18 protein-coding genes and 4 tRNA genes are annotated in these 23,713 nt (G+C 69.9%); 13 read left to right on the top strand and 9 right to left on the bottom strand.

Translation table 11 applies throughout. The annotated features are described in order from the left end of the window. The first annotated feature begins 18 nt into the window (after positions 1-18). Complete coding sequence (locus ACQPZW_RS18215) at positions 19-4,047, top strand: PAS domain S-box protein (RefSeq protein ID WP_433796086.1); 4,029 nt, start codon at positions 19-21, stop codon at positions 4,045-4,047. Here ACQPZW_RS18215 and ACQPZW_RS18210 read toward each other — a convergent pair. Genes ACQPZW_RS18210 through ACQPZW_RS18200 form a run of 3 tightly spaced genes read right to left on the bottom strand, consistent with a single transcriptional unit; the run spans position 4,010 to position 5,767 of the window. Then, complete coding sequence (locus tag ACQPZW_RS18210) at positions 4,010-4,609, bottom strand: TetR/AcrR family transcriptional regulator (RefSeq protein ID WP_433796085.1); 600 nt, start codon at positions 4,607-4,609, stop codon at positions 4,010-4,012. The two genes, ACQPZW_RS18215 and ACQPZW_RS18210, sit on opposite strands and share 38 nt — an antisense overlap. Continuing rightward, entirely contained in the window at positions 4,596-5,453 is an 858-nt protein-coding gene (locus ACQPZW_RS18205) for an aldo/keto reductase (protein WP_433796084.1), read from the bottom strand. Before ACQPZW_RS18205 ends, ACQPZW_RS18210 begins: the two co-directional genes overlap by 14 nt. Next, positions 5,450-5,767: an aldo/keto reductase gene (locus ACQPZW_RS18200; RefSeq protein WP_433796083.1), complete on the bottom strand. Its 318-nt coding sequence runs from the start codon at positions 5,765-5,767 to the stop codon at positions 5,450-5,452. The genes ACQPZW_RS18205 and ACQPZW_RS18200 overlap by 4 nt, the downstream gene beginning before the upstream one ends. A 237-nt stretch (positions 5,768-6,004) precedes the next feature. Here ACQPZW_RS18200 and ACQPZW_RS18195 point away from each other — a divergent pair. From ACQPZW_RS18195 to ACQPZW_RS18180, 4 genes are all read left to right on the top strand, one after another. Further along, positions 6,005-6,078 (top strand) — tRNA-Trp (locus tag ACQPZW_RS18195). An 8-nt stretch (positions 6,079-6,086) separates the two neighbouring features. Continuing rightward, positions 6,087-6,162: transfer RNA gene (locus ACQPZW_RS18190), tRNA-Gln, on the top strand. A gap of 26 nt (positions 6,163-6,188) precedes the next feature. Then, positions 6,189-6,260: transfer RNA gene (locus ACQPZW_RS18185), tRNA-His, on the top strand. 4 nt (positions 6,261-6,264) lie between these two features. Then, positions 6,265-6,346 (top strand) — tRNA-Tyr (locus ACQPZW_RS18180). Positions 6,347-6,369: 23 nt separating this feature from the next. Here ACQPZW_RS18180 and ACQPZW_RS18175 read toward each other — a convergent pair. Both ACQPZW_RS18175 and ACQPZW_RS18170 read right to left on the bottom strand, forming a co-directional pair. Continuing rightward, a complete protein-coding gene (locus ACQPZW_RS18175) occupies positions 6,370-7,218 on the bottom strand; it encodes a DUF4190 domain-containing protein (protein WP_433796082.1) in 849 nt (282 codons plus the stop codon). A gap of 51 nt (positions 7,219-7,269) precedes the next feature. After that, the gene (locus tag ACQPZW_RS18170; RefSeq protein WP_433796081.1) at positions 7,270-8,430 is read right to left on the bottom strand and encodes an ROK family transcriptional regulator; all 1,161 of its coding nucleotides are present in this window, start codon (positions 8,428-8,430) and stop codon (positions 7,270-7,272) included. A 78-nt stretch (positions 8,431-8,508) separates the two neighbouring features. Here ACQPZW_RS18170 and ACQPZW_RS18165 point away from each other — a divergent pair, with 78 nt between their 5' ends. The 6 genes from ACQPZW_RS18165 to ACQPZW_RS18140 all read left to right on the top strand — a co-directional run bounded on the left by ACQPZW_RS18165 (position 8,509) and on the right by ACQPZW_RS18140 (position 16,749). Next, positions 8,509-9,357 carry a LacI family DNA-binding transcriptional regulator gene (locus ACQPZW_RS18165; protein WP_433796080.1) on the top strand — a complete coding sequence of 283 codons (849 nt, stop codon included), beginning with the start codon at positions 8,509-8,511 and terminating at the stop codon, positions 9,355-9,357. A 190-nt stretch (positions 9,358-9,547) separates the two neighbouring features. Beyond that, on the top strand, positions 9,548-10,864 hold the full coding sequence (locus tag ACQPZW_RS18160; RefSeq protein ID WP_433796079.1) for an ABC transporter substrate-binding protein: 1,317 nt from the start codon (positions 9,548-9,550) through the stop codon (positions 10,862-10,864). Positions 10,865-10,884: 20 nt separating this feature from the next. Further along, on the top strand, positions 10,885-11,733 hold the full coding sequence (locus ACQPZW_RS18155) for a carbohydrate ABC transporter permease (RefSeq protein ID WP_433796078.1): 849 nt from the start codon (positions 10,885-10,887) through the stop codon (positions 11,731-11,733). Continuing rightward, on the top strand, positions 11,730-12,542 hold the full coding sequence (locus ACQPZW_RS18150) for a carbohydrate ABC transporter permease (RefSeq protein WP_433796077.1): 813 nt from the start codon (positions 11,730-11,732) through the stop codon (positions 12,540-12,542). Before ACQPZW_RS18155 ends, ACQPZW_RS18150 begins: the two co-directional genes overlap by 4 nt. Positions 12,543-12,975: 433 nt before the next feature. Continuing rightward, complete coding sequence (locus ACQPZW_RS18145; protein ID WP_433797569.1) at positions 12,976-15,750, top strand: glycosyl hydrolase 2 galactose-binding domain-containing protein; 2,775 nt, start codon at positions 12,976-12,978, stop codon at positions 15,748-15,750. Positions 15,751-15,768: 18 nt separating this feature from the next. Continuing rightward, positions 15,769-16,749 (top strand): glycosyl hydrolase, encoded by a 981-nt coding sequence (locus ACQPZW_RS18140; protein ID WP_433796076.1) that lies wholly within the window; start codon positions 15,769-15,771, stop codon positions 16,747-16,749. Positions 16,750-16,972: 223 nt separating this feature from the next. Here the strand turns inward: ACQPZW_RS18140 and ACQPZW_RS18135 are convergent, their stop codons facing one another. Continuing rightward, positions 16,973-18,541, bottom strand: coding sequence for a glucuronyl esterase domain-containing protein (locus ACQPZW_RS18135; RefSeq protein ID WP_433796075.1), 1,569 nt, complete (start codon positions 18,539-18,541; stop codon positions 16,973-16,975). Between the two features lie 199 nt (positions 18,542-18,740). Then, a complete protein-coding gene (locus ACQPZW_RS18130) occupies positions 18,741-19,919 on the bottom strand; it encodes a glycosyltransferase family 4 protein (RefSeq protein ID WP_433796074.1) in 1,179 nt (392 codons plus the stop codon). Positions 19,920-20,539: 620 nt separating this feature from the next. Here ACQPZW_RS18130 and ACQPZW_RS18125 point away from each other — a divergent pair. Both ACQPZW_RS18125 and ACQPZW_RS18120 read left to right on the top strand, forming a co-directional pair. After that, positions 20,540-20,926 (top strand): VOC family protein, encoded by a 387-nt coding sequence (locus ACQPZW_RS18125; protein ID WP_433796073.1) that lies wholly within the window; start codon positions 20,540-20,542, stop codon positions 20,924-20,926. Next, positions 20,923-21,759, top strand: coding sequence for a patatin-like phospholipase family protein (locus tag ACQPZW_RS18120; RefSeq protein ID WP_433796072.1), 837 nt, complete (start codon positions 20,923-20,925; stop codon positions 21,757-21,759). The genes ACQPZW_RS18125 and ACQPZW_RS18120 overlap by 4 nt, the downstream gene beginning before the upstream one ends. A gap of 29 nt (positions 21,760-21,788) precedes the next feature. On the opposite strand, the gene ACQPZW_RS18115 is transcribed toward ACQPZW_RS18120, so the two are convergent. Both ACQPZW_RS18115 and ACQPZW_RS18110 read right to left on the bottom strand, forming a co-directional pair. Next, entirely contained in the window at positions 21,789-22,457 is a 669-nt protein-coding gene (locus ACQPZW_RS18115; RefSeq protein ID WP_433796071.1) for a response regulator, read from the bottom strand. After that, complete coding sequence (locus ACQPZW_RS18110) at positions 22,454-23,557, bottom strand: sensor histidine kinase (protein ID WP_433796070.1); 1,104 nt, start codon at positions 23,555-23,557, stop codon at positions 22,454-22,456. The genes ACQPZW_RS18115 and ACQPZW_RS18110 overlap by 4 nt, the downstream gene beginning before the upstream one ends. Positions 23,558-23,713 lie beyond the last annotated feature (156 nt).

Genomic DNA, 23,713 nt, shown 5'->3' with positions numbered 1-23,713 from the left:
GCACGGCGTACACCTGCGATGTACCAGGTCGCGGCCGGAGCGCTGGGCCTGCTTCTCGGGGCCTCCGGAGTAGCCCCGTGGGGCCTGATCTCGGCGGGGGCGGCGATGATCGCCATCGCCCGGCTGAGCCGGCCGTGGCAACGCCGCACCGCCCTGCTGTTCCCGTTGCTCACCGTGGCCGCCGTGAGCGTCGACCCGGCGTGGGCCACCGCCCTCCTCCCGCTCGCCGTGGCGCAGGCGCTGCTGCTCGCCGCCGGGCACCGGCGCTGGATCCGGGTCGTCAGCCAGTGGTTCGCCCTCGCCGCCTGCGGCTTGAGTGTCGTCGACTGCTACGCCGTACTCTTCGGCGAGCCCGCGACCAGACCGCTCGCCTCGGCCGTCACGGCGTTCCTTCTCGCCCTCGCCACGCTCTCCGCCAGTCCCGACACCGCGGTCGCCCGCCTGTTCTTCGACCGGTCGATCAGCTCGGTGCTGACCCGCCGGCTGGTGGGCGCCGCACTGATCGCCCTGCCGCTGATCGGGCTGCTGCTGATCGCGGGCCAGGACGCCGGGTGGTACAGCATGCATACCCGGTTCGCGTTCATGGTCGCCGCCAACGTCACCCTGGTGACCGCCATCGGCCTGTTCACCGGCGCCCGGATGGAGGCCGCCGACGCCGCCCGGCGGGAGTTGCGCCAGCGCCAGGAGATGGGCCACATCCTGCACCACACGCCGACCGCCTTCTCCGTGAAAGGGCTCGACGGGCGTTACCTGCTCGCCTCCACCGCTTTCGAGAAGCTGCACGACCTGGGTGAGGGCCAGGTCCTCGGACTCGCCGACCACGACCTGCACCCTCCGGAGAAACTGGCCGAGATGGTCCGCCGGGACCGGGCCGTCCTCGAGCGCGGCGAGGCCATGACCTACGAGGACGAGATCGGGTCCCGTACGTTCGTCACCTCGATCTTCCCGATGCGTGACGAGAACGGGACCACGTTCGCGATCTGCCACGCCATCACCGAGATCACCGAGGTCCGCATCGCCGAGAGCAAGTTCAAGGGCCTGCTCGACGCGTCGCCGGAGGCCATGCTCTGCGTCAACGCCGAGGGCCGCGTCGTGCTCGCCAACGGCCGCGCCCTGGAGGTCTTCCAGTACGAGCGTCACGAGCTCCTCGGCATCCCGGTGGACACCCTCGTCCCCGGCGGGCTGCGCACCCGGCACTTCGCCCACCGGCGCGAGTACATGGCGAGCCCGTCCCCGCACCGGGCCGGCCGGGGCATGCGTCTGACCGCCGTACGCCGCGACGGCACCGAGTTCCCGGTCGAAGTCAGCCTCGCCACCGTCGACGGCGACAACGGGACGGTGGTGTTCGCCGCCGTCCAGGACATCACCGACCGGCTCGCCCAGGCCCGGACCGACGCGCAGCTCGCGGCGATCGTCGAGGCCTCCAACGACGCCATCGTCAGCAAGGACCTGGACGGTGTCATCCTCACCTGGAACCCCGGCGCGGAACGCCTCTACGGCTACACCGCCGCCGAGATGATCGGCCGTGACGTCACCGTCCTGCTACCACCCGACCGGCCCACCGAGGAGCAGAGCATGCTGGCCCGGGTCCGCCGCGGCGAGCTGATCCGGCACCACGAGACCCAACGGGTCCGCCACGACGGTCAGACCATCTACGTCTCGCTGAGCATGGGCCCCCTGCGCGACCCGAACGGCGTCATCATCGGCGCCTCCACCATCTCCCACGACATCACCGCCGCGGTCGAGGCCGAGCAACGGCTGCGCCAGGAACGCGAGCAGTTCCAGATCATCATGGCGGCGGCCAGCGACCCGTTCGTCAGCATGGACGCCCAGGGACGCATCACCGAGTTCAACGGCCAGGCCGAACGGCTCTCCGGCTGGCAGCGTGACGAGGTGATCGGCCGGCCCGTGCTCGACATGATCCTGCCGGTCCGCTACGCCGCCGGTCTCGACCGGGTGCTCGACGGTCGCTGGGGCTGGCTGCTCGACCGCCCTACCGAGATCTTCGCGTTGCGCTGCGACGGCGTCGAGGTTCCCATCGAGCTCACCCTCTGGCGGACCCGGCGCGACGGGCGGACCACCTTCCATGCGTTCGGCCGCGACATCACCGCCCGCAGGCAGATCGAGGTCGCGCTCGAACAGGCCCGTGACCAGGCGATCGAGATGGCCCGGCTGAAGTCGCAGTTCCTCGCGTCGATGAGCCACGAGATCCGGACCCCGATGAACGGCGTGATCGGGCTCAGCGGCCTGCTGCTCGACACCACCCTCGACGACACCCAGCACCGCTATGCCGAGGGCATCCGCAACGCCGGGCTCGGCCTGCTCTCGGTGATCAACGACATTCTCGACTTCTCGAAGCTCGAAGCCGGCAAAGTCCTGCCCGAGCGCATCGACTTCGAGGTGTGGCGGCTGCTCGACGAGGTGGTCGCCCTGGTCGCCGACACCACCGGCAGCCGCGACCTCACGGTGGTGGCCCGCTGCGACTCCCGGCTCTCCCAGCCGGTCGGCGGCGATGTCGGGAAGCTGCGCCAGGTGCTGCTCAACCTGCTCGGCAACGCGATCAAGTTCACCGAGCAGGGCAGTATCGAGGTGACCGCCACCCCGGTCGCCGACACGGCCGGCCCGGAGATCCCGGTGCGGTTCGCCGTCACCGACACCGGTATCGGCATCGAACCGGACAAGCAGCGCCGCCTGTTCGAGCCGTTCACCCAGGCCGACGCCAGCACCACCCGGCGCTTCGGCGGCACCGGCCTGGGCCTGGCCATCTGCCAGGAACTGGTCGCCGTCATGGGCGGCGTGATCACCGTCGACAGCCGGCCCGGCCAGGGCAGCACCTTCGCCTTCACCATCCCGCTCGGCCCGCCCGCGGACAGCGCTCCCCAACACCACCCGGTCCTGGAAGGATTGCGGGTCCTGGTGGTCACCGCCGACGACGACGAACGCCGTGGGCTGCTCGACAAGCTCGGCGCCTGGAAGATGGCCGCCGTCACCGCCGAGGACGGTACCGCCGCCACCCGCCTGCTGATCCGTGCCGCGGCCGCCGGGCGCCCCTTCGACCTGGCCCTCTGTGACAACGGCATGGCCGCCGTGATCGCCGGCACCGGTGTCGCCCCACCACCGAAGATCGTCATGCTCACCGCGCCGGGCAGCGCGCCACCCGAGGGCAGCGGTCCGGCGCTGGCCAAACCGGTACGCCAGTCGCAGCTCTACGACCTGCTCGTCGACGTCGTCGCCCCGGCCACCGAGCACGCCCTCGACGACATGCCCGCCAGTCTGGAGAAACAGGGGCACGTGCTGCTCGTCGAGGACAACGCGATCAACCAGACCGTCGCCCTCGGCATCCTGGCCCGCCTCGGCTACAGCGCCGACGTCGCCCCCGACGGCCGGGTGGCCGTCTCCATGGCGGCCGCCCACGACTATCTCGCCATCTTCATGGACTGCCTGATGCCCGAGATGGACGGCTACACCGCCACCGCCGAGATCCGCCGTCGTGAGCCGCCCGGACGGCACATCCCGATCATCGCGATGACCGCCGGCGCCATGCCCGAGGACCGGGCGCGCTGCCTGGACGCCGGCATGAACGACCACGTCGCCAAGCCGGTCATGCCGCAGGACATCGCCGACGCCCTGCAACGCTGCGGCGCCGACCGGCCGCCGACGCCCGAGCCCGCAGCCCGCCGGCAGATCGAACAGCGCCTCGACATGCTGCGCGCCGCCGCTCCCAACCTCGACGACACCGCGCTCACCGGCCTGCTGCAACGCCTGATCGCCCAGGTCCCGACCCTGGTCGACGACGCCTTCCACGCCCTGGCGATGGACGACGCCACCGCTGTGCGCAACGCCGCCCACCAGCTCAAAGGCGCGGCCGGCAACCTGGGCGCCCAGGACCTGGCCGACGTCGCCGACCGGGTCGAGCAGGCCGCCCGCGCCGGCGACCTGGACACCGCCGTGGTGGCGGTCACCGCCTTGCGCACCGCCGCCAACCTCACCCTGGAGGCCGTCCAGTCCATCACCGCGGATCTGTCGCGGAACCCCGCAATCCGATAAAGGCAAGATCAAGAGCAGATTCCAGATGCTCGGTACGGCCGGACGACAGCAACAGGAGCACTCCGCCCTGCACGCCGGCGAGTAGCCCGGCGGCCGCCCGGTCGGCGTCCATCGCGCCCGACATCTCGCCGGAGGCCTGCATGTGCCGGATCCCGTCGGCCAGCGCCGCCTGCCAGCGGGTCATCAGCCCCTCGACCACCGACTGCGCGCCCGCCGACCGGCGTCCGGTGTGCCCGATCACGATGCTCATCGGGCAGTCCTGGCCCTGCTCCCGGTAGCGCTCGACGACCCGCAGCCGCCACCGCTCCCACGCCTCCCACGAGGTCAGGTCACCGAGCATCGGCTGCTGGTCGTCGAGGACCCGGTCGGCCTCATGCTGGGCCACCGCGAGCAGCAGCTGCTCCTTGCCGTCCGGGAAGTAGTGGAACAGCTGGCCCTTGCTCGTCCCGGTCCGGGCCATGACATCCTCGAGGCGTACCTCGTCGACGCCGCGCTCCCGGATCTCGTCGGCCGCGCCCGCGACGATCCGCGACCGCATCTGCTCGCCCTTACGCGTGAGCACCGTTCACCACGGGCTCCGCGGGGCTTTCCGCCGCAGGCTTCGCCGGGCTTTCTGCCAGGGGCTTCGCCGGGCCGTCTGCCACGGGCTCCGCTGCGCCGTTCACCACGGGTGCAGCGTAACCGGCCGGCTTGTCACCGATGGTGAGTCCGGGGCTGACGATCCACGACTGGTACTCCGGCGTGAACATCGAGTACGGCTTCGGCAGCGGCCACGCGGCGGCCTCGTCGAGCAGTGCCCGCGCGTCCGCCGGAATGGTGAAGTCCAGGGCGGTCAGGGAGGCGTCCAACTGGGCGACACTGCCGGCGCCGACCACCGCCGACGCGACGGCCGGCTGGGTCGCCGCCCAGTTGACGGCAACCTGCGCCATGCTCCGGCCCAGCCCGTCGGCGACCTTCTCCAGCGCGGCCACGACCTGCCAGTCCCGGTCGCTGACCGAGGCGGCCCCGGCGAGCCGCCCTTCCCCGCCGAGCCCGCCGGCCGTGCGCCGGTACTTGCCGGTCAACAGGCCGCCGCCGAGCGGGCTCCACACGGTCAGCCCCATCCCGAGGACCTGCGCCATCGGCACGAACTCCGGCTCGATCGCCCGGTCCATCAGCGAGTACGGCAGTTGCACGGTGACCATCGGGGTGAGCCCGTGCGCCTCGGCGACGCTCTGGGCACGGGCGGCGTACCAGGCCGGGACGTCGGACAGTCCCGCGTACCGGATCTTCCCGGCCCGGACGAGGTCGTCGAAGGTCCGCACCACCTCCTCGACCGGCGTGATCCGGTCCCAGGTGTGCAGCAGATACAGGTCGAGGTGATCAGTGCCGAGCCGCCGCAGCGAGTCGTCCAGCGCGCGGATCATGTGCTTGCGCCCGTTGCGTTGGGGTCACCCGGATCGACGCTGTTGGTGAACTTGCTGGTCAGCACCAGCCGGTCGCGCCCGCCACCACGGGCGATCAGCCGGCCGAGGATCCGCTCGCTCTCCCCGGCGGTGTAGAAGTCGGCGGTGTCGATGAGGTTGCCGCCGGCCTCCACGTACCGCCGGAAGATCGCCTCGGCCTCGTCCTCGGTCTTGCCGTAGGCGGCGTGGAAGCCGGCAACCCCGAAATTCATGGTCCCGAGCGCCAGCCGGCTGACCCGCAACCCCGACCGCCCGAGAAGGTAGTAATCGTTCATGGCCCGACTGTGGCTCGCGAGAAATGGACCGGCAAGTCCAGAACCGCAGGTCGGAAAATGGATTGCCGCCGCCGAAACGCGGCCGTTAGTGTCTGTCTCACAAGCCGCACCGATGAAGGGGGTTCCGATGTACCGCTGGCAGTATCAGCACACCGTTCCCATCGGGAGGCGCAGCTAGCGCGCACGGCTTCGACGCCGCCTCCCGTTTCGGGAAGGCGGCTTCTTTCATTTCCGCATAGGGGTGTGGCGCAATTCGGTAGCGCAGCGGCTTCCAAATCCGAAGGTTGCAGGTTCGAGTCCTGTCACCCCTGCTCTTCATTCTCTCGTAGTCCAATCGGCAGTGACGCCCGGCTCTGGACCGGGAGATCCAGGTTCGAGTCCTGGCGAGAGAGCCACCCCGTTCGTCGCAGCGGGGAGCGTGGTGGTCGTGGCTCAGTAGGCAGAGCACCGGACTGTGGATCCGGGGGCACGGGTTCGAGTCCCGTCGATCACCCTGCGCGGGAGCGCCGACGTTGGAGAGTCGGGACCGGCTGTAAACCGGTTGCTTTTGCTGAGCGGGTTCGACTCCCGCCTCCCGCACCTACGCACCACCACGTCGACCGTCATTTGACCAGCGGGGTCGTCCGGGCCGTCGGGAACTCCACGAGGCACAGCACGCTGCGGTCCTGGCGCCAGCTCAGCGCGCTCTCCGGGAACAGGAAGTAGACCTCCAGGTCGGCGTTCTCCTCGGTGTCGTAGGGCTCGAAGGCCGTACCGCAGCGCTCCTCGCTCTGCTCCTCGACGGCCGCCAGGCCGGGGAAGTCACCCGCCGGGAACTGGTAGACGTGGTAGACCTCCGCCCTGTGCGGCTGGATGCAGGACACCACCGGCATGTCGAAGACGCGTTCGGCGTCGTCGAGGTCGCTGATGCAGTCGCCCGTCTTCAGATCGGTGGCCTCGACGTCCTCGATCCCGGCGACCCGGTCACGCACCTCGCTGAGGACCACCCCGGTCACGATGCCGATCGAGATGATCAGGGTGATGCCGGAGATCACCAGCGCGGCTACGGCGAGCCCGAACCCCGGCTGCGGGCGGCGTCTCAACTGGACAAGCGCGGCGATCCCGAGCACGAAACCGAGGACGGTGCCGAGGAACGGGCCACCGCAGATGCTCGCCACCAGCGCGCCGACCGCGAGACCGCTGGGTCCCGGGGGCGGCGGAGGCGGCGGATAGCCGGGGAACGGGCCGAAATGCGGCGGGTTCCCGAACGACTGCGGCGGGTTCCCGAACGACTGCGGGCTCTCGAACGGCGGCGGCGGGTTTCCGAACGGCGGCGGGTTCTCGAACGATGGCGGCGGCACGAAAGACTGCGGGCCGGGGTACGCCTGCGGTGGGAGATCACTGGGGGTGTAGGGCGGGAGCGGGCCGTACGGTGGCGGCTGCGTGGGGTCCGGAGGAACCTGGTTGTGCACGCACGCACGGTAGTTCCCCGCGCTGCGCCTGTCGATCTCGTTCGGGCGCGGTCAGACGGGCAGGGTGTTGGTGTGGCCGGGCGCGACCGACGCCTGCACCACGAGGGCGGCCGCGCCGATGCTCGCCGCGTCACGGGGCTGGGCGGACAGCTCGACCAGCACCGGGTGGCGCTGGCGGGCGTGGGCGGTGCGTTCCAGGTGGGCGCGCAGCCGCCGGGCGTGGATGGCGCCGGCCAGCGCCACGCCGGGGCCGGTGAGCACGACCCGGCCCAGGTCGAGCAGGTTGACCATCGACGTGACGGCGACCGCGAGGTGCCCGGCGGCCCGGTCGAGCAGGTCCAGCGCGACGGCGTCACCGTGCACGGCGGCGCGCGCCACCGTGTCGTACGCGCTGGTGATGGTCGCCGCCGGGTCGAGGGCGAGACGGCCGTCGCGCCGTGCCGCGTCGACCACCGCGGTCATCGACGCGTAGCGCTCGACGCAGCCGCGGTTGCCGCACGGGCAGGGCAGACCGTCGTAGTCGATGGACATGTGGCCGAGCTCGCCCGCGTCGAAGCTCGCGCCACGGAACAGGGCGCCGCCGAAGACGAGCCCCGCCCCGATGCCGCCGGCGAGGTAGATGCACCCGAACGCCTGCTCGCGTGACACGCGCCGGCTCCAGAACTCGCCGAGGGCGGCCGCCGCCGCGTCGTTCTCCACCATGACCGGCAGCCCGAGCCGGTCGGCGAGATCGGCGCGCAACGTGTGCAGGTCGGGGGTCTCCGGACCGCCGGGCAACGGCGTGGGCGCCACGATGGCGAGCCCCTCGACCCGGTCGCGGGGCAGATCGAGCCCGGCCGTGAAAGCCTCGAACTGCTCGGCGAGCCGGTCGGTGCTCTGCCGCGGCACCACCTCACGCCCGACGACTCCGCCGGTGAGGTCGACGGCCACACACGTGACCGTGTCCGGCCCGAGGTGGAAACCGATCCCGAACCGGAAGGCCTGCTTGATCGAGATCAGCTTGCGCGGCTTGCCACGGATCGAGTCGGCCGAGCCGACCTCGTGGATGATCCCGTCGGCGATCAGGTCGCGGACGATGTTGGAGATCGACGGCTGGGTGAGGCCGGTCAGATCGGCCAGCTCGACCCGGCTGATCGAGGCCGCGGAGCGGATGACGTCGACGACGAGGGCCCGGCTGCCCGGTCCGGCGGCGGGCGTTTCGCGACGTGCCATCGAGGTAGTGTCTCCGAGTCTCGTGCCGACAGCGACACCCTACCTGGAGGAATCGGTGGAGCAGACCCGGAGCAACAGGTGACTCGGGCGCCCCGGCGGGTCGGGCTGGTGCTGGAGCGCGCGGCGCAGGTGCTCGGCGAGGAGCCCTACTACCACGAGTTCCTGGAGGGTCTGGAGCGGGTGTTGACGCCGGCCGGGGTGTCGGTTCTGGTGCAGGTGGTGACCGACCGGGCGGCGGAGACGGCGACCTACGAGCGGTGGGCGGCGCAGGCGCGGGTGGACGGCGTCGTGCTGGTCGATCTGGGGCCCGACGACGAGCGGGTCGAGCTGGTCGCGCGGCTCGGGTTGCCGGCGGTGGTGCTCGGCGATCCGTCGACGGCGCACGGGCTCCCGACGGTGTGGACCGATGACGTCGCGTTCGCCCGGGAGGCGGTCGGGTTCCTCGCGGGGCTCGGGCACCGGGTGGCCGGGCACGTCACCGGGCCGCCGGCTTTCGCGCACACCCAACTGCGGCGCGGCGGGCTGCAGGCCGAGGCGAGCGAGCGCGGCATGACGTTGCTGGTCGCCGAGGGCGATTATTCGTACGACGGAGGGCGCGCCGCCGCTCTGCGGTTGCTGACCTCGGGTCCCGTACGGCCGACGGCAATCGTTTTCGACAACGACGTGATGGCGCTCGCCGGGCTCGAAGCCGCTGCCGCATGCGGGCTGAAGGTGCCGGCCGACCTGTCCGTGGTCGCGTGGGACGACTCCCCGCAGTGCCAACTCGCGGTGCCGGCGCTGTCGGCGATGAGCCACGACGTCGAGCGGATCGGTGAGCTGGCCGCGCGGGCGGTGCTGGCGGCGATGGCCGGCGCTCCGGCCGAGGTCTACCAGGCGTCGCCGGCGCACATCGTGGTGCGGTCGAGCACCCGATCTCCCGCCTCCTGACCTGGTCTTGCCTGACGCTGCTCGACGCTCTCTGCACGCTTTCCCCATCGACCTCTCCTCCCACCCGGCACGTGGAGCGCTGACTACATAAATTATTAATTTAACCTTGACGTGGCCGCAACAGGGGCACCAAGCTGTGCCCTCAACGGGCGGCCGTCACCTCCGCTCGGATCGATCAGATGACGAACGGATGAGCGACATGACCCATAGAAGGCGATTCCTCGGGTTCGGTGCGGCGGCCGTGCTGGCCCTGGCGACCGGCTGCACGGGCGGCGCGGCCGAGCAGGAGCCGGCCGGCTTCTCCGGCCAGATCACCGGCGACATCACGGTGCTGACCAACCGCACCGACCTGGCCACCACCGCCCTGCCCGAGTACGCGAAGAGGTTCCAGGCCAGATACCCCGGAACCAAGGTGACGTTCGAGCCGGTCACCAACTACGAGGGCGACGTCACCACCCAGCTCGGCTCCGGCGAGTACGGCGACGTGCTGCTCATCCCCAACACGGTCGCCGTCGACCAGCTCGGCCAGTTCTTCGAGCCGCTCGGCACGGTCGACGAGATCCGCGCGAAGTACCGGTTCGCCGACGAGAAGGCGTACGACGGGAAGGTCTTCGGCCTGTCTCTCGGCGGCGTCGCCAACGGGTTCGTCGTCAACAGACGGATCTGGGCGCAGGCCGGTGTGACCACACCACCGAAGACGCCCGAGGAGTTCCTCGCCGGGTTGAAGGCCGTCGACGAGAAGACCGACGCGATTCCGTTCTACACCAACTACAAGGACGGCTGGCCGCTCAGTTTCTGGAACAGTCAGCGAGCGATTCTCGGAGAAGCCGACGCCAACGAGACGTTCCCGGCCGATCCGAACCCGTGGCAGCCCGGGAAGATCCAGCACATCACCGACGGGCTGCTGTTCGACATCGTGCACGGCAAGCTCAGCGAGCCCGACCCGCTCACCACCAACTGGGAGGGCTCCAAGCCGATGCTCGGGACCGGCAAGGTGGCCTCGATGCTCCTCGGGTCGTGGGCCGTACCCCAGATGAGAGAAGCGGCGAAAGGCGCGGGCGCCAACCCGGAGGACATCGTGTTCTGGCCCTTCCCCTATCAGACCGGCGGGAAGTTCCACGCCCGCATCGAGGGCGACTACAAAGCGGCCGTCAGCAAGACCAGCAAGAACAAGGCGACCGCGAAAGCGTGGCTGGAATGGTTCGTCACCGAATCCGGGTTCGCCGCCGACCAGCAGTCCATTCCCCCGGCCGTCGGTCAAGAACTGCCGGCCGCCCTCAAGGACTTCCAGGCCACCGGCGTCGAACTGATGGAGCTCCCGGCCGCGATCACGAACAGCGGTAAAGAGGACCAGATCATCAAGACCGCCGAGATCGACCTGACCGGCAACATCTACCGGCAGAGACTCGTCGACATCGCCCGCGGCGCCGCGCCCGGTGACAAGGAGTCCTACTTCGCCGAATTGAACAAGCGGTGGAGCGAGGCACAGTCACAGGTCATGAAGTGACGCTCGCGCAACGTCGGTGGATGCCCTGGCTCTATCTGCTTCCGGCGCTCGGGCTGCTCATCACCTTCACGTACGTGCCGGTCGGCAACATGCTCGTCTACAGCTTCACCTCGTGGGACGGCCTCGACGTCACCATGGAGCCGGCCGGGCTCGACAACTACGTGCGAGTGTTCACCGACGAACGGTACTGGCGGGTCTTCCTGGTCAGCGGCTACTACTTCGCCGCCTCGTTCGCGCAGATCGCGATCGCCCTGTACTTCGCGGTCGTCCTGTCGTTCGAGACCCGATTCCGGAACCTGTTCAAAGGGATCCTGTTCTTTCCGTACCTCCTCAACGGTGTCGCCGTCGGTTTCGTCTTCCTCTACCTCTTCCAGCCGGGCGGAACACTCGACACCGTTCTCGGCTGGGTCGGTCTCGGCGAGCACACCCGGTTCTGGCTGGGCGATCCGGACGTCGCGAACATCTCGCTCGCCGGCACGTCGGTGTGGCGGTTCACCGGCCTGAGTTTCGTGCTTTTCCTCGGGGCGATCCAGTCGATTCCCGGCGAGATCTACGAGGCGGCCGAGATCGACGGCGCCGGACGGTGGCATCAGTTCCGGCACATCATCGCGCCGGGGATCCGGCGGATCATCAGTCTCTCGTTCATTCTCGCGATCTCCGGGAGCCTGTCGGTCTTCGAGATCCCGTTCATCATGACCGGCGGCGCGAACGGCACCCGCACGTTCGTCGTCCAGGCTTACGAGACAGCATTCCAGTTCCGGCAGATCGGCCTCGCGTCGGCGATGGCCGTGGTGCTGCTGATCGTCGTGCTCATCGTGACCTGGGTACAGCGCCGGCTCGTCCCCGACGAGGAGGTGCAGCTGACATGAAAGCGGTCGCCAAATACCTGTCGCTGGTCGCGGCGTCGATCGTGGTGCTGCTGCCCCTGACCGTGGTGTTCTTCGCGGCGTTCAAGACCCGCGCCGAATACAGCACGTCCGGTCCACTCACACCGCCGCGGAACTGGCTCAACTTCGACAATTTCGTGACCGCCTGGTCGGAAGGGCGGATGCTGCTCGGATTCTGGAACACCACGGTCATCCTGGCGATCTCGCTGACCGGCACGATCCTGGTCGGCACCCTGGCCGCCTACGCCATCAACCGGTTCGAGTTCCCGTTCAAGCGTCTCGTTCTCGGGTCGTTCCTGGTCGCCGCCCTCGTTCCCGGAGTGACCACACAGGTCGCGACATACCAGATCGTCAAATCGATGGGCCTGGTCAACACGTCCGGTTCGGCGATCGTGTTGTTCCTCGGCACCGACATCATCTCGATCTACATCTTCATCCAGTTCATGCAGTCGATACCACCGAGCCTCGACCAGGCCGCGATGATCGACGGCGCGTCGAGGTTCACCGTCTACCGGCGGATCGTGCTGCCACTGATGAAGCCGGCCATCGCCACGGTCGCGATCATCAAGGGAATCGCGATCTACAACGAGTTCTACATCCCGTTCCTGTATCTGCGATCCCCCGACCTCGGGGTGATCTCGACGGCCCTGTTCCGGTTCAAGGGCCCTTACGGAGCCCAGTGGGAGACCATCGCCGCCTGCACCATGATCGTCATCCTCCCGACGGTCGTGATCTTCCTGTTGCTGCAGCGGCTCATCTACAACGGCATCACCGCGGGAGCAACAAAATGATCAAAGACCTCGGCGGTACGTGGACCCTGCGCGCCACCCACCCGTTCCCCTCATCTACCGCCCCGGCGACGCCCACTCCAGCCTCCCCACCGCCGACCCTGCCCGCCCGGGCCCGTTCACCTCGGGCCCTGCCCGCCCCGGCCCGTCAACCCCCGACCGTGCGCACTCCGGCTCCTCCGCCTCAGACCGTGCGCACCCCGGGCCCTCCGCTTCAGACGGTGCCCACTCCAACCCCTCGGCCTCAAACCCTGCGCACTCCGGGCCCTCCGCCTTAGGCTCTGCGCGCACCGGGCCCTCCGCCTCAGACCCTGCGCGCTCCGGGCCCTCCGCCTCAGACCCTGGGCGCTCCGGCATTCTCGCCGCCGACCACGCCGGCCTTTCGGGCGCTGACGCGGGCATTGCGGCGACTGTTCCCGGATGCGTACACACCGACCTGCTCGACGCCGGACTCATCCCGGATCCATTCCTCGACGACAACGAGCTGAAGGTCGCCTGGGTGGGCCGTACCGCTTGGACCTACACCCGCCCGATCAGCTGGGACGGGCCCGCCCACGACCGCATCGACCTGGTCTTCGACGGCCTCGACACGGTTGCTCGCATCGAGATCGACGGCCAGTTGGTCGGCGAGACCCGCAACATGCACCGCTCTTACCGCTTCGACGTGACAGAGGCGCTGATCCGCACGCCCTCCGCCACCGCACAACCACCTGCCGCCATTCCCGCCACCACACAGCCTTTCGCCGCCGTCCCCGCCATCACACAGCCAAACGCCGCCACCACACAGGCACACGATGCCGATCCCGCAACCACACAGCCACAGGCCGCCGATCCCGCCACCACACAGCAACACGCCGGTGCGATGCGGGAAAGCGGCGCGCGGACGAGAGGCGAGCGGGAACTCAGCGTCCACTTTGCGTCGGCCTATGCCGAGGCGGATCGGATTCGTGAGCTGGTGGGGCCGCGACCGAATGCGTACCCGGAGCCGTTCCAGTACATCCGCAAGATGGCTTGCAGCTTCGGTTGGGACTGGGGGCCGACGTTGGTCACCGCCGGCATCTGGCGACCCGTGCGTCTTGAAGGATGGAGCACCGCGCGGCTCGCCGCGGTTCGTCCGCTCGCCACGTACAGCGACGGCGCCGGGAAGCTCGACCTGACCGCCGACATCGAGCGGACCCGGGATCGTGCGCTGCGGGCGCGGATCCTGATCGACGATCACGAGGTCGCGGTCCTGGACGTCACCGCTGGACAGACCATGCTGCACGCCGAGCTCGACGTGCCCGGCGTGACTCCGTGGAATCCGATCGGCTATGGCGAAGCGGCACTGTACATGTTGACGGTCGTATTGATTGATGTTGACGCCGACACTGAACTTGACCGCTATCAACAGTTGACCGGCTTCCGAAGCGTCAACATTGATCGCAGTCAAGATGACGCGGGGACGCGGTTCGTCGTTCACGTCAACGGTGAGCCCGTCCTGGTCAAGGGCGTCAACTGGATCCCGGACGACATCTTCCCGTCCCGGATGACGCGTGAACGGTATGAACTGCGCCTTCGTCAAGCCGCTGCGGCCGGCGTCAACCTGGTCCGCGTGTGGGGTGGTGGCATCTACGAGGATCGCGACTTCTACGAACTGTGCGACCGGCTCGGGTTGATGGTGTGGCAGGACTTCCTGTTCGCGTGTGCCTGCTATCCGGAGGAGGAGCCGATCCGGTCGGAGGTGATCGCCGAAGCCCGGGAGAACGTGACCCGCCTGTCGCCGCACCCGAGCCTGATCACCTGGAACGGCAACAACGAGAACCTGTGGCTGCGCGATGCCCACGGGTGGGCCGACGATCCGGGCGGCGATCAGAGCTGGGGTGAGGCGTACTACCTCGACGTGTTGCCGCGGATCGTGTCCGAGCTGGATCCGTCGCGCCCCTACCAGGCGGGCAGCCCGTGGTCAGGGTCGTGGGAGCACGAGCCGAACGATCCGGCACACCAGACGTTCCATTCGTGGGAGGTGTGGAACCGGCAGGACTATCCGCACTACCGGGACAGCACGCCACGCTTCGTCGCCGAGTTCGGATGGCAGGGGCCGCCGGCCTGGCGCACGCTGCGCGACGCGGTCACCGACGAGCCGCTGCGGCCCGACTCACCGGGTGTGCTGCACCACCAGAAGGCCGAGGACGGCAGCGGCAAACTCGCGCGCGGCCTCGCCCCGCACTTCCCGGTGCCGTCCACAATGGAAGCCTGGCACTATCTGACGCAGCTCAACCAGGTGCGTGCGGTGCGGACCGGGATCGAGCACTGGCGGTCGCACTGGCCGCACACCGCCGGCACGATCCTGTGGCAGCTCAACGACCTGTGGCCGGTCACGTCGTGGGCGGCGATCGACGGTGCCGGACGGCACAAGCCGCTGTATTTCGCGTTGCGCGAGATGTACGCCGACCGCGCCCTCACCATCCAGCCCCGCGACGGCGGCCTCGTCGTGGCGGTGCTCAACGACTCCCCCGACCCGTGGACCGGCATTCTGCAGGTCGACGACGCGAGCATCGAGGTCACCGCATCGCCCCGCTCGGTCGCGCTCGTTCCCGTACCCGCCGCTACAGCCCAGCCGCCCGGCGCAGAGGTGATCGTCGCCGAGATGGACGGTCGCCGTGCATTCTGGTTCGCCGACGAGGTCCGGACCGGCGCCGACCGGAACCAGACCCGCGCCGAAGGCGACCGGAACGACCGGGTCCGGACCGACGCCGACCGGAACCAGACCCGCGCCGAAGGCGACCGGAACGATGAGGTCCGGACCGACGCCGACCGCACCCAGACCCACCGCGCCGACGACAACCGGAACGACCAAGTCCGGACCAACGCCGACCGCACCCAAACCCACCGCGCCGACGACAACCTGATCGATGAGGTCCGATCCGGCGCCGATGGCGGCGGGCCGGGCGCTGCCGGGATGGTGTCGGGCGGTGATCCGGGGCTGACCGTGACGGCTGAGGTCGTTCCGGGTGGACTGGACGTGCGGGTGCACGCGACCGGTCTGGCCCGGGACCTGCTGCTGCAACCCGATCGCATTCACCCCGAAGCCGTCGTCGATCGCGGCTTCACCACCCTGCTGCCCGGCGAGTCCACCGTCTTCGCCGTGCGGGCCCCCGTCGAGCTCGACCCGGGCTCGATCAAATCGCCGTGGGTTCTGACCGACCTCTGGTCGGCCCTGCGGCACGAATGACGCAAGGAGGTAACACCCGTGCGAGTCCCCCTGGCGATCGGTGCGGCGCTGCTTGTCGGCTCCGCCCTCCTCCCCGTCCCCGCTACCGCCTTCCCGGCGACCGGCAAGGCGACCGTTCTCAACTATCTGCGGTCGATCACCGGCAACAAGATCGTGTCCGGGCAGCACAACAAGGAACCGGCGACCTCGCCCGGTCAGTACACCCGTCAGGTCTTCGACGTGACCGGGCAGTGGCCGGGGCTGTGGGGCGGCGACATGATGTTCCGCGCCGACGACGTCAACAACCGGCAGCGTATCGTCGACCAGGCCAAGCAGGAGTGGGCCAACGGCTCGCTGGTGGCGCTGACCTGGCACGCCTGCTCCCCCACCGTGGGGCGGACGTGCGAGTTCGACGGTGGCGTGAAGACGCAGATCTCGAACGCCCAGTTCCAGCAGATCGTCACCGGCGGCACGGCGCTCAATCAGACGTGGCGCAGCCGGATGGCCGAGGTCGTCCCCTATCTGCGGCAGCTTCGTGACGCCGGGGTGCCGGTGCTGTGGCGGCCGTTTCACGAGATGAACGAGACGTGGAACTGGTGGGGCGGCCGGCCCGGCGCCAACGGCGGCGCGAAGATCTACCAGCAGATGAAGGACTATTTCGACAGCCAGGGCCTGACCAACCTGATCTGGGTGTGGAACGTGCAGGACAACCCGGCCGGTGGATGGTCGGGCTACTACCCGGGCGCGAACTACGCCGACGTCGTCTCGCTGGACGTCTGGTACAAGGGTCACCCGTCGACCGCTGACTATCAGCAGATCCAGACGATCGCGGCGGGCAAGCCGATCGCGATCGCCGAGATGGGGAAGGTGCCCAACGCGGCTCTGCTCACGTCGCAGACGCGGTGGGCGTACTTCATGATCTGGTCGGAGCAGTTGCGCGGCAGCAACACCAACGCGGAGATCCAGTCGGCGTACTTCCATCCGCGCGTGTTGAACCAGGGCGAGATCACCCTCGGCTGACGCCGAAAAGCCGAAGCAGAAGCCAAAGCGGAAGCGGAAGCGAAAGCGAAAGCGAAAGCGAAAGCGAAAGCCAACGCAAACGCGGGAAGCCAACGCAAACGCGGGAAGCCAACGCAAACGCGGGAAATGGAAACGAACGCGGAAGCCGACACGAACGCAGAAGCCGAGGCGGAGGCTGTTTACGCCGGTGCGGCCGGGGATCGCCCGGCCGCACCGGCCCCCTCTACCCGGTAATGCAGGAGACGATGCGCGGGCGGGCGGAGCTGCTCCCGTTCATCATCGTCGTGAAGCCGAACGTGTTGCCGCTGCCGTTGGGACGGACGGTCAGCGTGGTCCCGTTCGACGTGAAGGTGCCGCTCCAGGTGGTGGTGACCTGCTGCGGCGCGGTGACGGCGACGGTCGCCGTCCAGTTGGAGGCGCCGGAGACCGTGACGGTGGTGTTGTAGCGGTCACCCCAGACGGTCCCCGGCGTGATCATGGCCGAGCAGTTCCCGGAGGACGGCGGCGGCACGGGAGGCGAGGACGGCGGCGGCGAGGACGGCGGCGTGGAGGACGGCGGCGTGGAGGTGGCACCGGTCAGGATCGGGGTCGGCCACGAGCGCCACTGCGCCAGGTCGCCCTGTTTGCGGCTGGAGATTCGGAACGTACCCGTGCTGCTCCCGGTTTTGTGAAGGAACTTCTGGATGCTCTGTTGGAGTGGGCCGCGCCATTCGGTGCGCGAGGCGCAGTGGGTGCCGTCGCTGACGTCGGACCAGTAGCTGATGTTGCCGCCGGCGCCGAGGGCCTTGTAGATCTCGGCTCCGCCGAGCGCGGCCACACTGCCGGACCGGGCGGCGAGCCAGTCGACGTGCGGGTTCTCCATGATGAACAGTCCGCGTGGCGCGACGAGGCCGACGAGCTCGTGGGTGTCGACGGGCAGGCTGTCGGGGTTGCCGGTGTAGGAGCCGAACGCGTCGCCGAGCCACGGTTGCTCGCCGTAGGCGCTGCTCAGTGGCTGGGCGCCGGACTCTCGGGGCACCCCGCGCAGGAGGGGGACGCCGGCGGTGCCGGACTCGATCGGCATGGTGAGGGCGAGGCGCTGGTCGAACGCTCCTGCCGTGAAGGCGCCTTTTCCGTAGCGGGAGCAGCCGGTGACACCCATGGCGTCGGCACGCAGGACCGAGCCGCCGGCCTGTTCGACGACGTCGATGAGCCGGCTGACGCCCCACGCCCAGGCCATCAGGATGCCGGTGGTGCTGGTCGAGCCGTAGAGCGTGTAGAAGGCGCCCTGCTTGCCGGACCGGCCGGTGCCCTCCTTGCCGACGGCAAGCGGGTCGAAACTGATCACCGCGGCGCCGGCGTTGCGGATGGTGGTGGTGTCGGCGCCGAAACCCCCGAGGACCACGACCGCGGGGTACGGCGCGGAGCCGGTCGTGGGCAACTGGACGCTCGCCGAGAAGCGCGTGGTACGTCCCTGATCGGTGACGTCGACCGTGATGGACGAGGTGCTGACGGTGCCGGAGACGGCGGCCGGGCGGGCGGGTCTCTGGCCGTAGACGTGGCGTTCGGCCATCTCGCGGATCTCGGCGCGGCGGCATCGCCAGTCGCCGGTGGTGGTGATCCGGCTGCCGTCGATGCGGGTGAACGGGTCGGGCAGTTGGGCGGTGCCGACGGTGGGTGAGGCGGCGACGGGGCAGTCGGCGCCGTCGTCCTCGACGGCGGCCGCGCGGGCGGTGGTGGGGACGGCGAACACGGCCGCGGCGGCGAGGACCGATGCCGCGATCACGATGGCTCTCGAGCGGAGCTGTGTCACGGGGAAGCTCCTTCCTGGGGACGGCGAGAGCGCTGGCCGTGACGTTACGAAAGATGTATCGCTGAATTCAAGTGCGTAAATGAGTTAACGCCCCGGAAGCGGTCACTGAAACTTTCGCCATCTGGCAGAAGTTCCAAGGCACAAAAATGATCAGCGCCGGGCCCGTACGGACTCGGCGCTGATCAGTGGAGGGATGGGGTCAGCTGGCGGCGAGTTCCCTCGAGACTCGCTGGAACAGCTCGTCCCACTGGGCGGCGATGACCGGCATCTCGTAGCCGGCGGCGGTCACCCGGGCCGCCGCGCCGTAGGTCGCCCGCTCCTCGGGGCTCTCGATCACCCGGGACAGTCCGGCGGCCAGACCGGGCACGTCCTCGGCCGGGATGAGCAGCCCGTTGACCTGGTCCTCGACCACATCGGCCGGACCGGTCGGGCAGTCGAACGCGACCACCGGCAGCCCGGCGCCCATGGCCTCGAGCAGCACCATCGGCAGGCCCTCCTTGCGGGAGGAGAGCACGAACACCGACGCCTTGGCGAACTCGGCGTCCAGGGTGCGCGACAGGCCCCGGAGCTTGACCACGTCACCGAGGCCGTGCTCGGCGATCTGCTCGGTCAGCCTGTTGCGCAGCTTGCCCTCGCCGAAGATGTGCAGCTGCCAGTCCGGGTGTCGCTCGTGGACCTGCACCCACGCGTCGATCAGCAGGTCGAAGCCCTTCTGCCGGAACAGCCGGCCGGCCGCCACGACGACCTTCGCCCGCTCGCCCTCGGGCGCCGCCTCGTGGGGCGGGATGCCGTTCGGGATGCGGGTGAGGTCGACCGTGTCGCCCACCGCGTCGCGATAGGACTCCAGGTCGGCGTGGGTCAGCACGGTGACCGCGTCGAGCCGGGGGTAGGCGCGGACGATCTGCGCCTTCAGCTTCGGCTTGTAGCTGCTGAAGTTCATGTGGTCCTGACCGATTCTGGTCAGCCGCTTGGGGCCGAACCAGGCGGAGAGCAGGTTCAGCGCGGGCCGTGTGCTGATCAGGATCCCGTCATGCTGCGATCGCATGTAACGAACGATCTTCAGGTCGACCATGGGGTCCCACCGGTTGTACCGGAAGTCCCGGCCGTGTGGCAGGGGGTTGGGCAGCATCCGGGTGCGGCGCAGCAGCCGGCGGCGACGATCGGGCTTGCCGGTCCATCGTGAACCGTCGTGGCGCAGGTCGGTCACCGAGACCAGCCGTACACGCGGATCCAGAGGGAAGGCCGGGGTCTCCGCGGTCCGGTACACGCTGGCGATCTCGACGTCATGGGTGGCACACAGCGCGTTGGCCTGATTGAAGACCGTACGGATCGTGCCACCGACCCCGTACGCGTTGTGCAACAGATACCTGATCTTCACGGGCACAACCTAGATACCGCTGTCAATCAGCTGTGGGCGCTCGAATAGTCGCCGCACATCGGGGTAGCCGACGGCCATGACAGAGCAACCCCGGGTCACCGAGGAGTCCTGGTGGATGGACTCCACATCGACGATCGCCGCCGGCGTCACCGGGTACACCACCGCCAAGCTGTCCGCCCTGCACACCCTCATCTACAGCGACCTCCGCGACAGCCATGGACCAGCGACCGCAGCACTGTATGCACGCTCGCAGCGGCAGGCCATCGACCGAGTCGCCGCCGTCACCGCCCGGCTGGGCATCGACGCCGACCTGGAACGGGTACCGGCGTTCACCTGGACCGAGTCAACCGACCAGATCGACCGGATCCGGGCCGAAGCCGACGCCGCGGCACAGGCCGGGCTGCCCGCGTCGTTCGTGACCGCGACCGGGCTGCCGTTCCCGGCCGTACGTCGGGCGGCTGCACCCCGGGGCCCGCAACGTGTACGTGGCCACCGGGTTCGGCGGCTGGGGCATGAGCACCGGCGTGATGGCCGGCCAACTGCTCGCCGCCCGGATCACCGGCGCCGAACCGGAGTGGACCAGGCCCAGCCAACCGTGCCCTGCCGACCGAGGAGGATCTGTGACCAGCCGATTCACCCAGTGGACCCTGGATGTGCACGACCTCGCCCGTCAGGCCGAGTTCTGGTCGGCGGCGCTCGGCTACACGGTCGAGTTCGGCGACGACGGTGACGCCCACCTGTGGCCGCTGGACGGCGGGCTCAGCGTGTGGCTGCAACCGGCCGGTGCGCCGAAGTCCGGCAAGAACCGCAACCATCCCGACCTGGTCGTCGCCGACGGGGACGTGCACGCCGAGGTGGCCCGGCTGATGGCGCTCGGCGCGACCCGGGCCGACGTGGGCCAGACCGGCGACGAGCCGTTCACCGTACTGGCCGACCCCGAGGGCAACGAGTTCTGCCTCCTGCACGTTGCCGATCGCGGCCCGGCTCGCTACGGTTCCGGTTCGTGAGCAGGATTCTCGTTCTCGGCGGCGGCGGCGTGACCGGCATCGCCTGGCATCTCGGGCTGATCTGTGGCCTGCAGCGCGCCGGAGTCCCCCTGGCCGACGCCGACACGATCATCGGCACGTCCGCCGGATCCGTCGTCGGCACCGGGCTCGCCGCCGGCGTCGACGTCGAGGCCGCCGTCGCCCGGCAGCAGGAGCCGCCCACCGAGTCGTCCACCGGGCCGGCCCGGAGCGGCCCCGGCCGCGGCGCCGCATGGCTGGCCGCGATGACGGTGCTGCTCGACCCGGCGATCCCGGCACAGGAGGCCCGCGCGCGGGTCGGGGCGATGGCGCTGGCCGCCGGTCTGGACGAGACCCGCTATCTGACCCGGATGGCCGAGCTCGTGCCGGTCCCCGAGTGGCCGGAGCGCGACCTGCGGATCGTGGTCGTCGACGCAGCCGACGGGCGTGACGTCGTGCTCGACTCGGCGTCCGGGGTGCCGCTGCTGCAGGCGGTGGCGGCCAGCTGTGCCGTACCCGGCCTGATGCCCCCGGTGACCATCGGCGACCGCCGTTACATCGACGGCGGGGTGCGGCTGGGTGCCGGGGCCGACCTGGCCGTGGGCGCCGAGCGCCTGGTGGTGATCGCCCCGCTGGCGGCGCTGGGCCGGGACCGCATCGTCGAGGAGATCGCGTCCACCGGCGCCGGCAAGACGCTGCTGATCGAACCGGACCAGGAGTCGCTGACCGCGTTCGGCCCCAACTTCATGGACGTCTCCCGGCGGCCGGCATCGGTGCTGGCCGGGCTCCGGCAGGGGGCGGCACTCGCCGACGCGGTGCGTTCCGTCTGGTCCTAGGCGTGCCGACGCCATCCCGGAGGGCCGGCTCAGCGAGCCCCGGTGCGCGGGCTGAGCAGCCCCGACTCGTAGGCGAACACCACCAGCTGCGCCCGGTCACGGGCCCGTAGTTTGGTCATCGCCCGGTTCACGTGGGTCTTCGCCGTCGACGGGCTGATCACCATGCTCGCGGCGATCTCGTCGTTGGACAGGCCGCGCGCCGCCAGCACCACGGCCTCGCGTTCCCGGTTGGTCAACTCGGCCACGAACCGGTTCACCCCGCCACCGGGCGGCTCGCTGACGTAACGGCTGATCAGCATCCTGGTCACCGAGGGGGCCAGCAGCGCGTCACCGCGGGCGGCCACACGTACCGCATGAAGGAAGTCGTCGGGGGTGATGTCCTTGACCAGAAAGCCCGCCGCGCCGGCCCGCAGCGCCTGAAAGACGTGCTCGTCGTCGCCGTAGTTGGTGAGGATCACCACGCGGACAGCGGCGAGATCCGGGTCCGCGGCGATCCGCCGTGTCGTCTCGATGCCGTCCATCACCGGCATCCGGATGTCGACGAGCGCCAGGTCCGGCCGACACATGCGGGCCAGGTCGACGCCCTGCTTGCCGTCGGCGGCCTCGGCGACCACCGTGATGTCGTCCTCGGCCTCCAGCAGCGCCCGGAAGCCGCTGCGCAACAGCGGCTGGTCGTCGACCAGCAGGACCCGGATCATCCGGTCCGCTCCAACGGCAGCTCCGCCTGCACGGTGAAGCCGCCCTCGCTGCGCGGCTCGGCCCGCAACCGGCCGCCGAGCGCGGTCACCCGCTCCCGCATGCCCTGCAGCCCGACCCCCGGCACCGGCGCCGCGCCCGGCGTCGCGCCACCGTCGTCGTCGACCCGGATGGCCAGCGTGTCCGGCCGGTAGTCGATGTGGACACTCGCGGTCGACGCGGCGCCGTGGCGGGCCGTGTTCGTCAGCGACTCCTGCACGATCCGGTACGCGGTGCGCCCCACCGCGTCCGGCACGTCGGCCCGCTCCCCCGCGATCGTCAACTCGGTCCGCAACCCGATGCCCTCCACCCCCGCGAGCAACTCGTCCAGATGGTCCAGCCCGCGCGGCGGCGCGTCGTCGTCACGCCGCAACGTCTCCAGGGTGGCCCGCAGCTCCCGGGTCGCGGCCCGGCCCGCCGTCTGAATCGCCACCAGCGCCTCCGGCGGCTGCTCGCCGCGCTTGCGTGCCAGATGCACGGCCACCTCGGCCTGCACCTTGATGATCGAGATCTGGTGGGTCAGCGAGTCGTGCAACTCACGCGCGATGTGCAGCCGCTCCTGGGTGGCCCGCAGCCGGGCCGTCTCCTCCCGCGTGCGCTCCGCCTCGTCGGCGCGACGCTCGGCCTGCCGCAGCGCCTCCCCCGCGAACCCGGCGGCGACCAGCCAGGCCAGCTCCAGCACCCCACGGGCCTGCGCGAACGCCTCCTTGACCGCCTGCTCGGCCGGCGACGCCAGGACCGCGAGCGGCAGCGCGGCGAGCATCACGGCGGCCGCCGCGAACGTCACCCGCCGACGCCCGGCCCGGAAACCGCCGTAGACCGCGACCAGGAAGGCGAGCGCCGGCACCGCGAGACCGAGCGCGGTATAGCCGACGACACACACGCCGGTGACGGCCAGCACCAGCACCGGCGCCCGTCGCATCACGGCCAGGACCAGGCCGCTCGCGGCCACCAGCACGCAGCCGAGCACGTCGAGGACGGTCACCGGGCGGTGCCCGGCGAGCGCGGTGGTCAGCAGCGCGCCGGTCACGCCGGCCGCGATCAGCCAGTTCGCCATCCGCATAGGCGCACTTTAACGCTGCGACGAGCGCAGGAATGTACCGCAAATGCAGTAGCCAACCCGTTCATCGTACGACCGGAGAAGCCCTCGACCGCATCATTCCCGCCCCGCCCGCACCCCGCGAGCAGCAGCCCGCGCAAGGCCGCGACGCGGCCGCCG

It is taken from the genome of Actinoplanes sp. CA-252034 (assembly GCF_050956125.1).
Classification (GTDB): Bacteria; Actinomycetota; Actinomycetes; order Mycobacteriales; family Micromonosporaceae; genus Actinoplanes.
The sequence above is the reverse complement of the archived record's forward strand: the minus strand, read 5'-3'. Positions and strand labels throughout refer to the sequence as shown.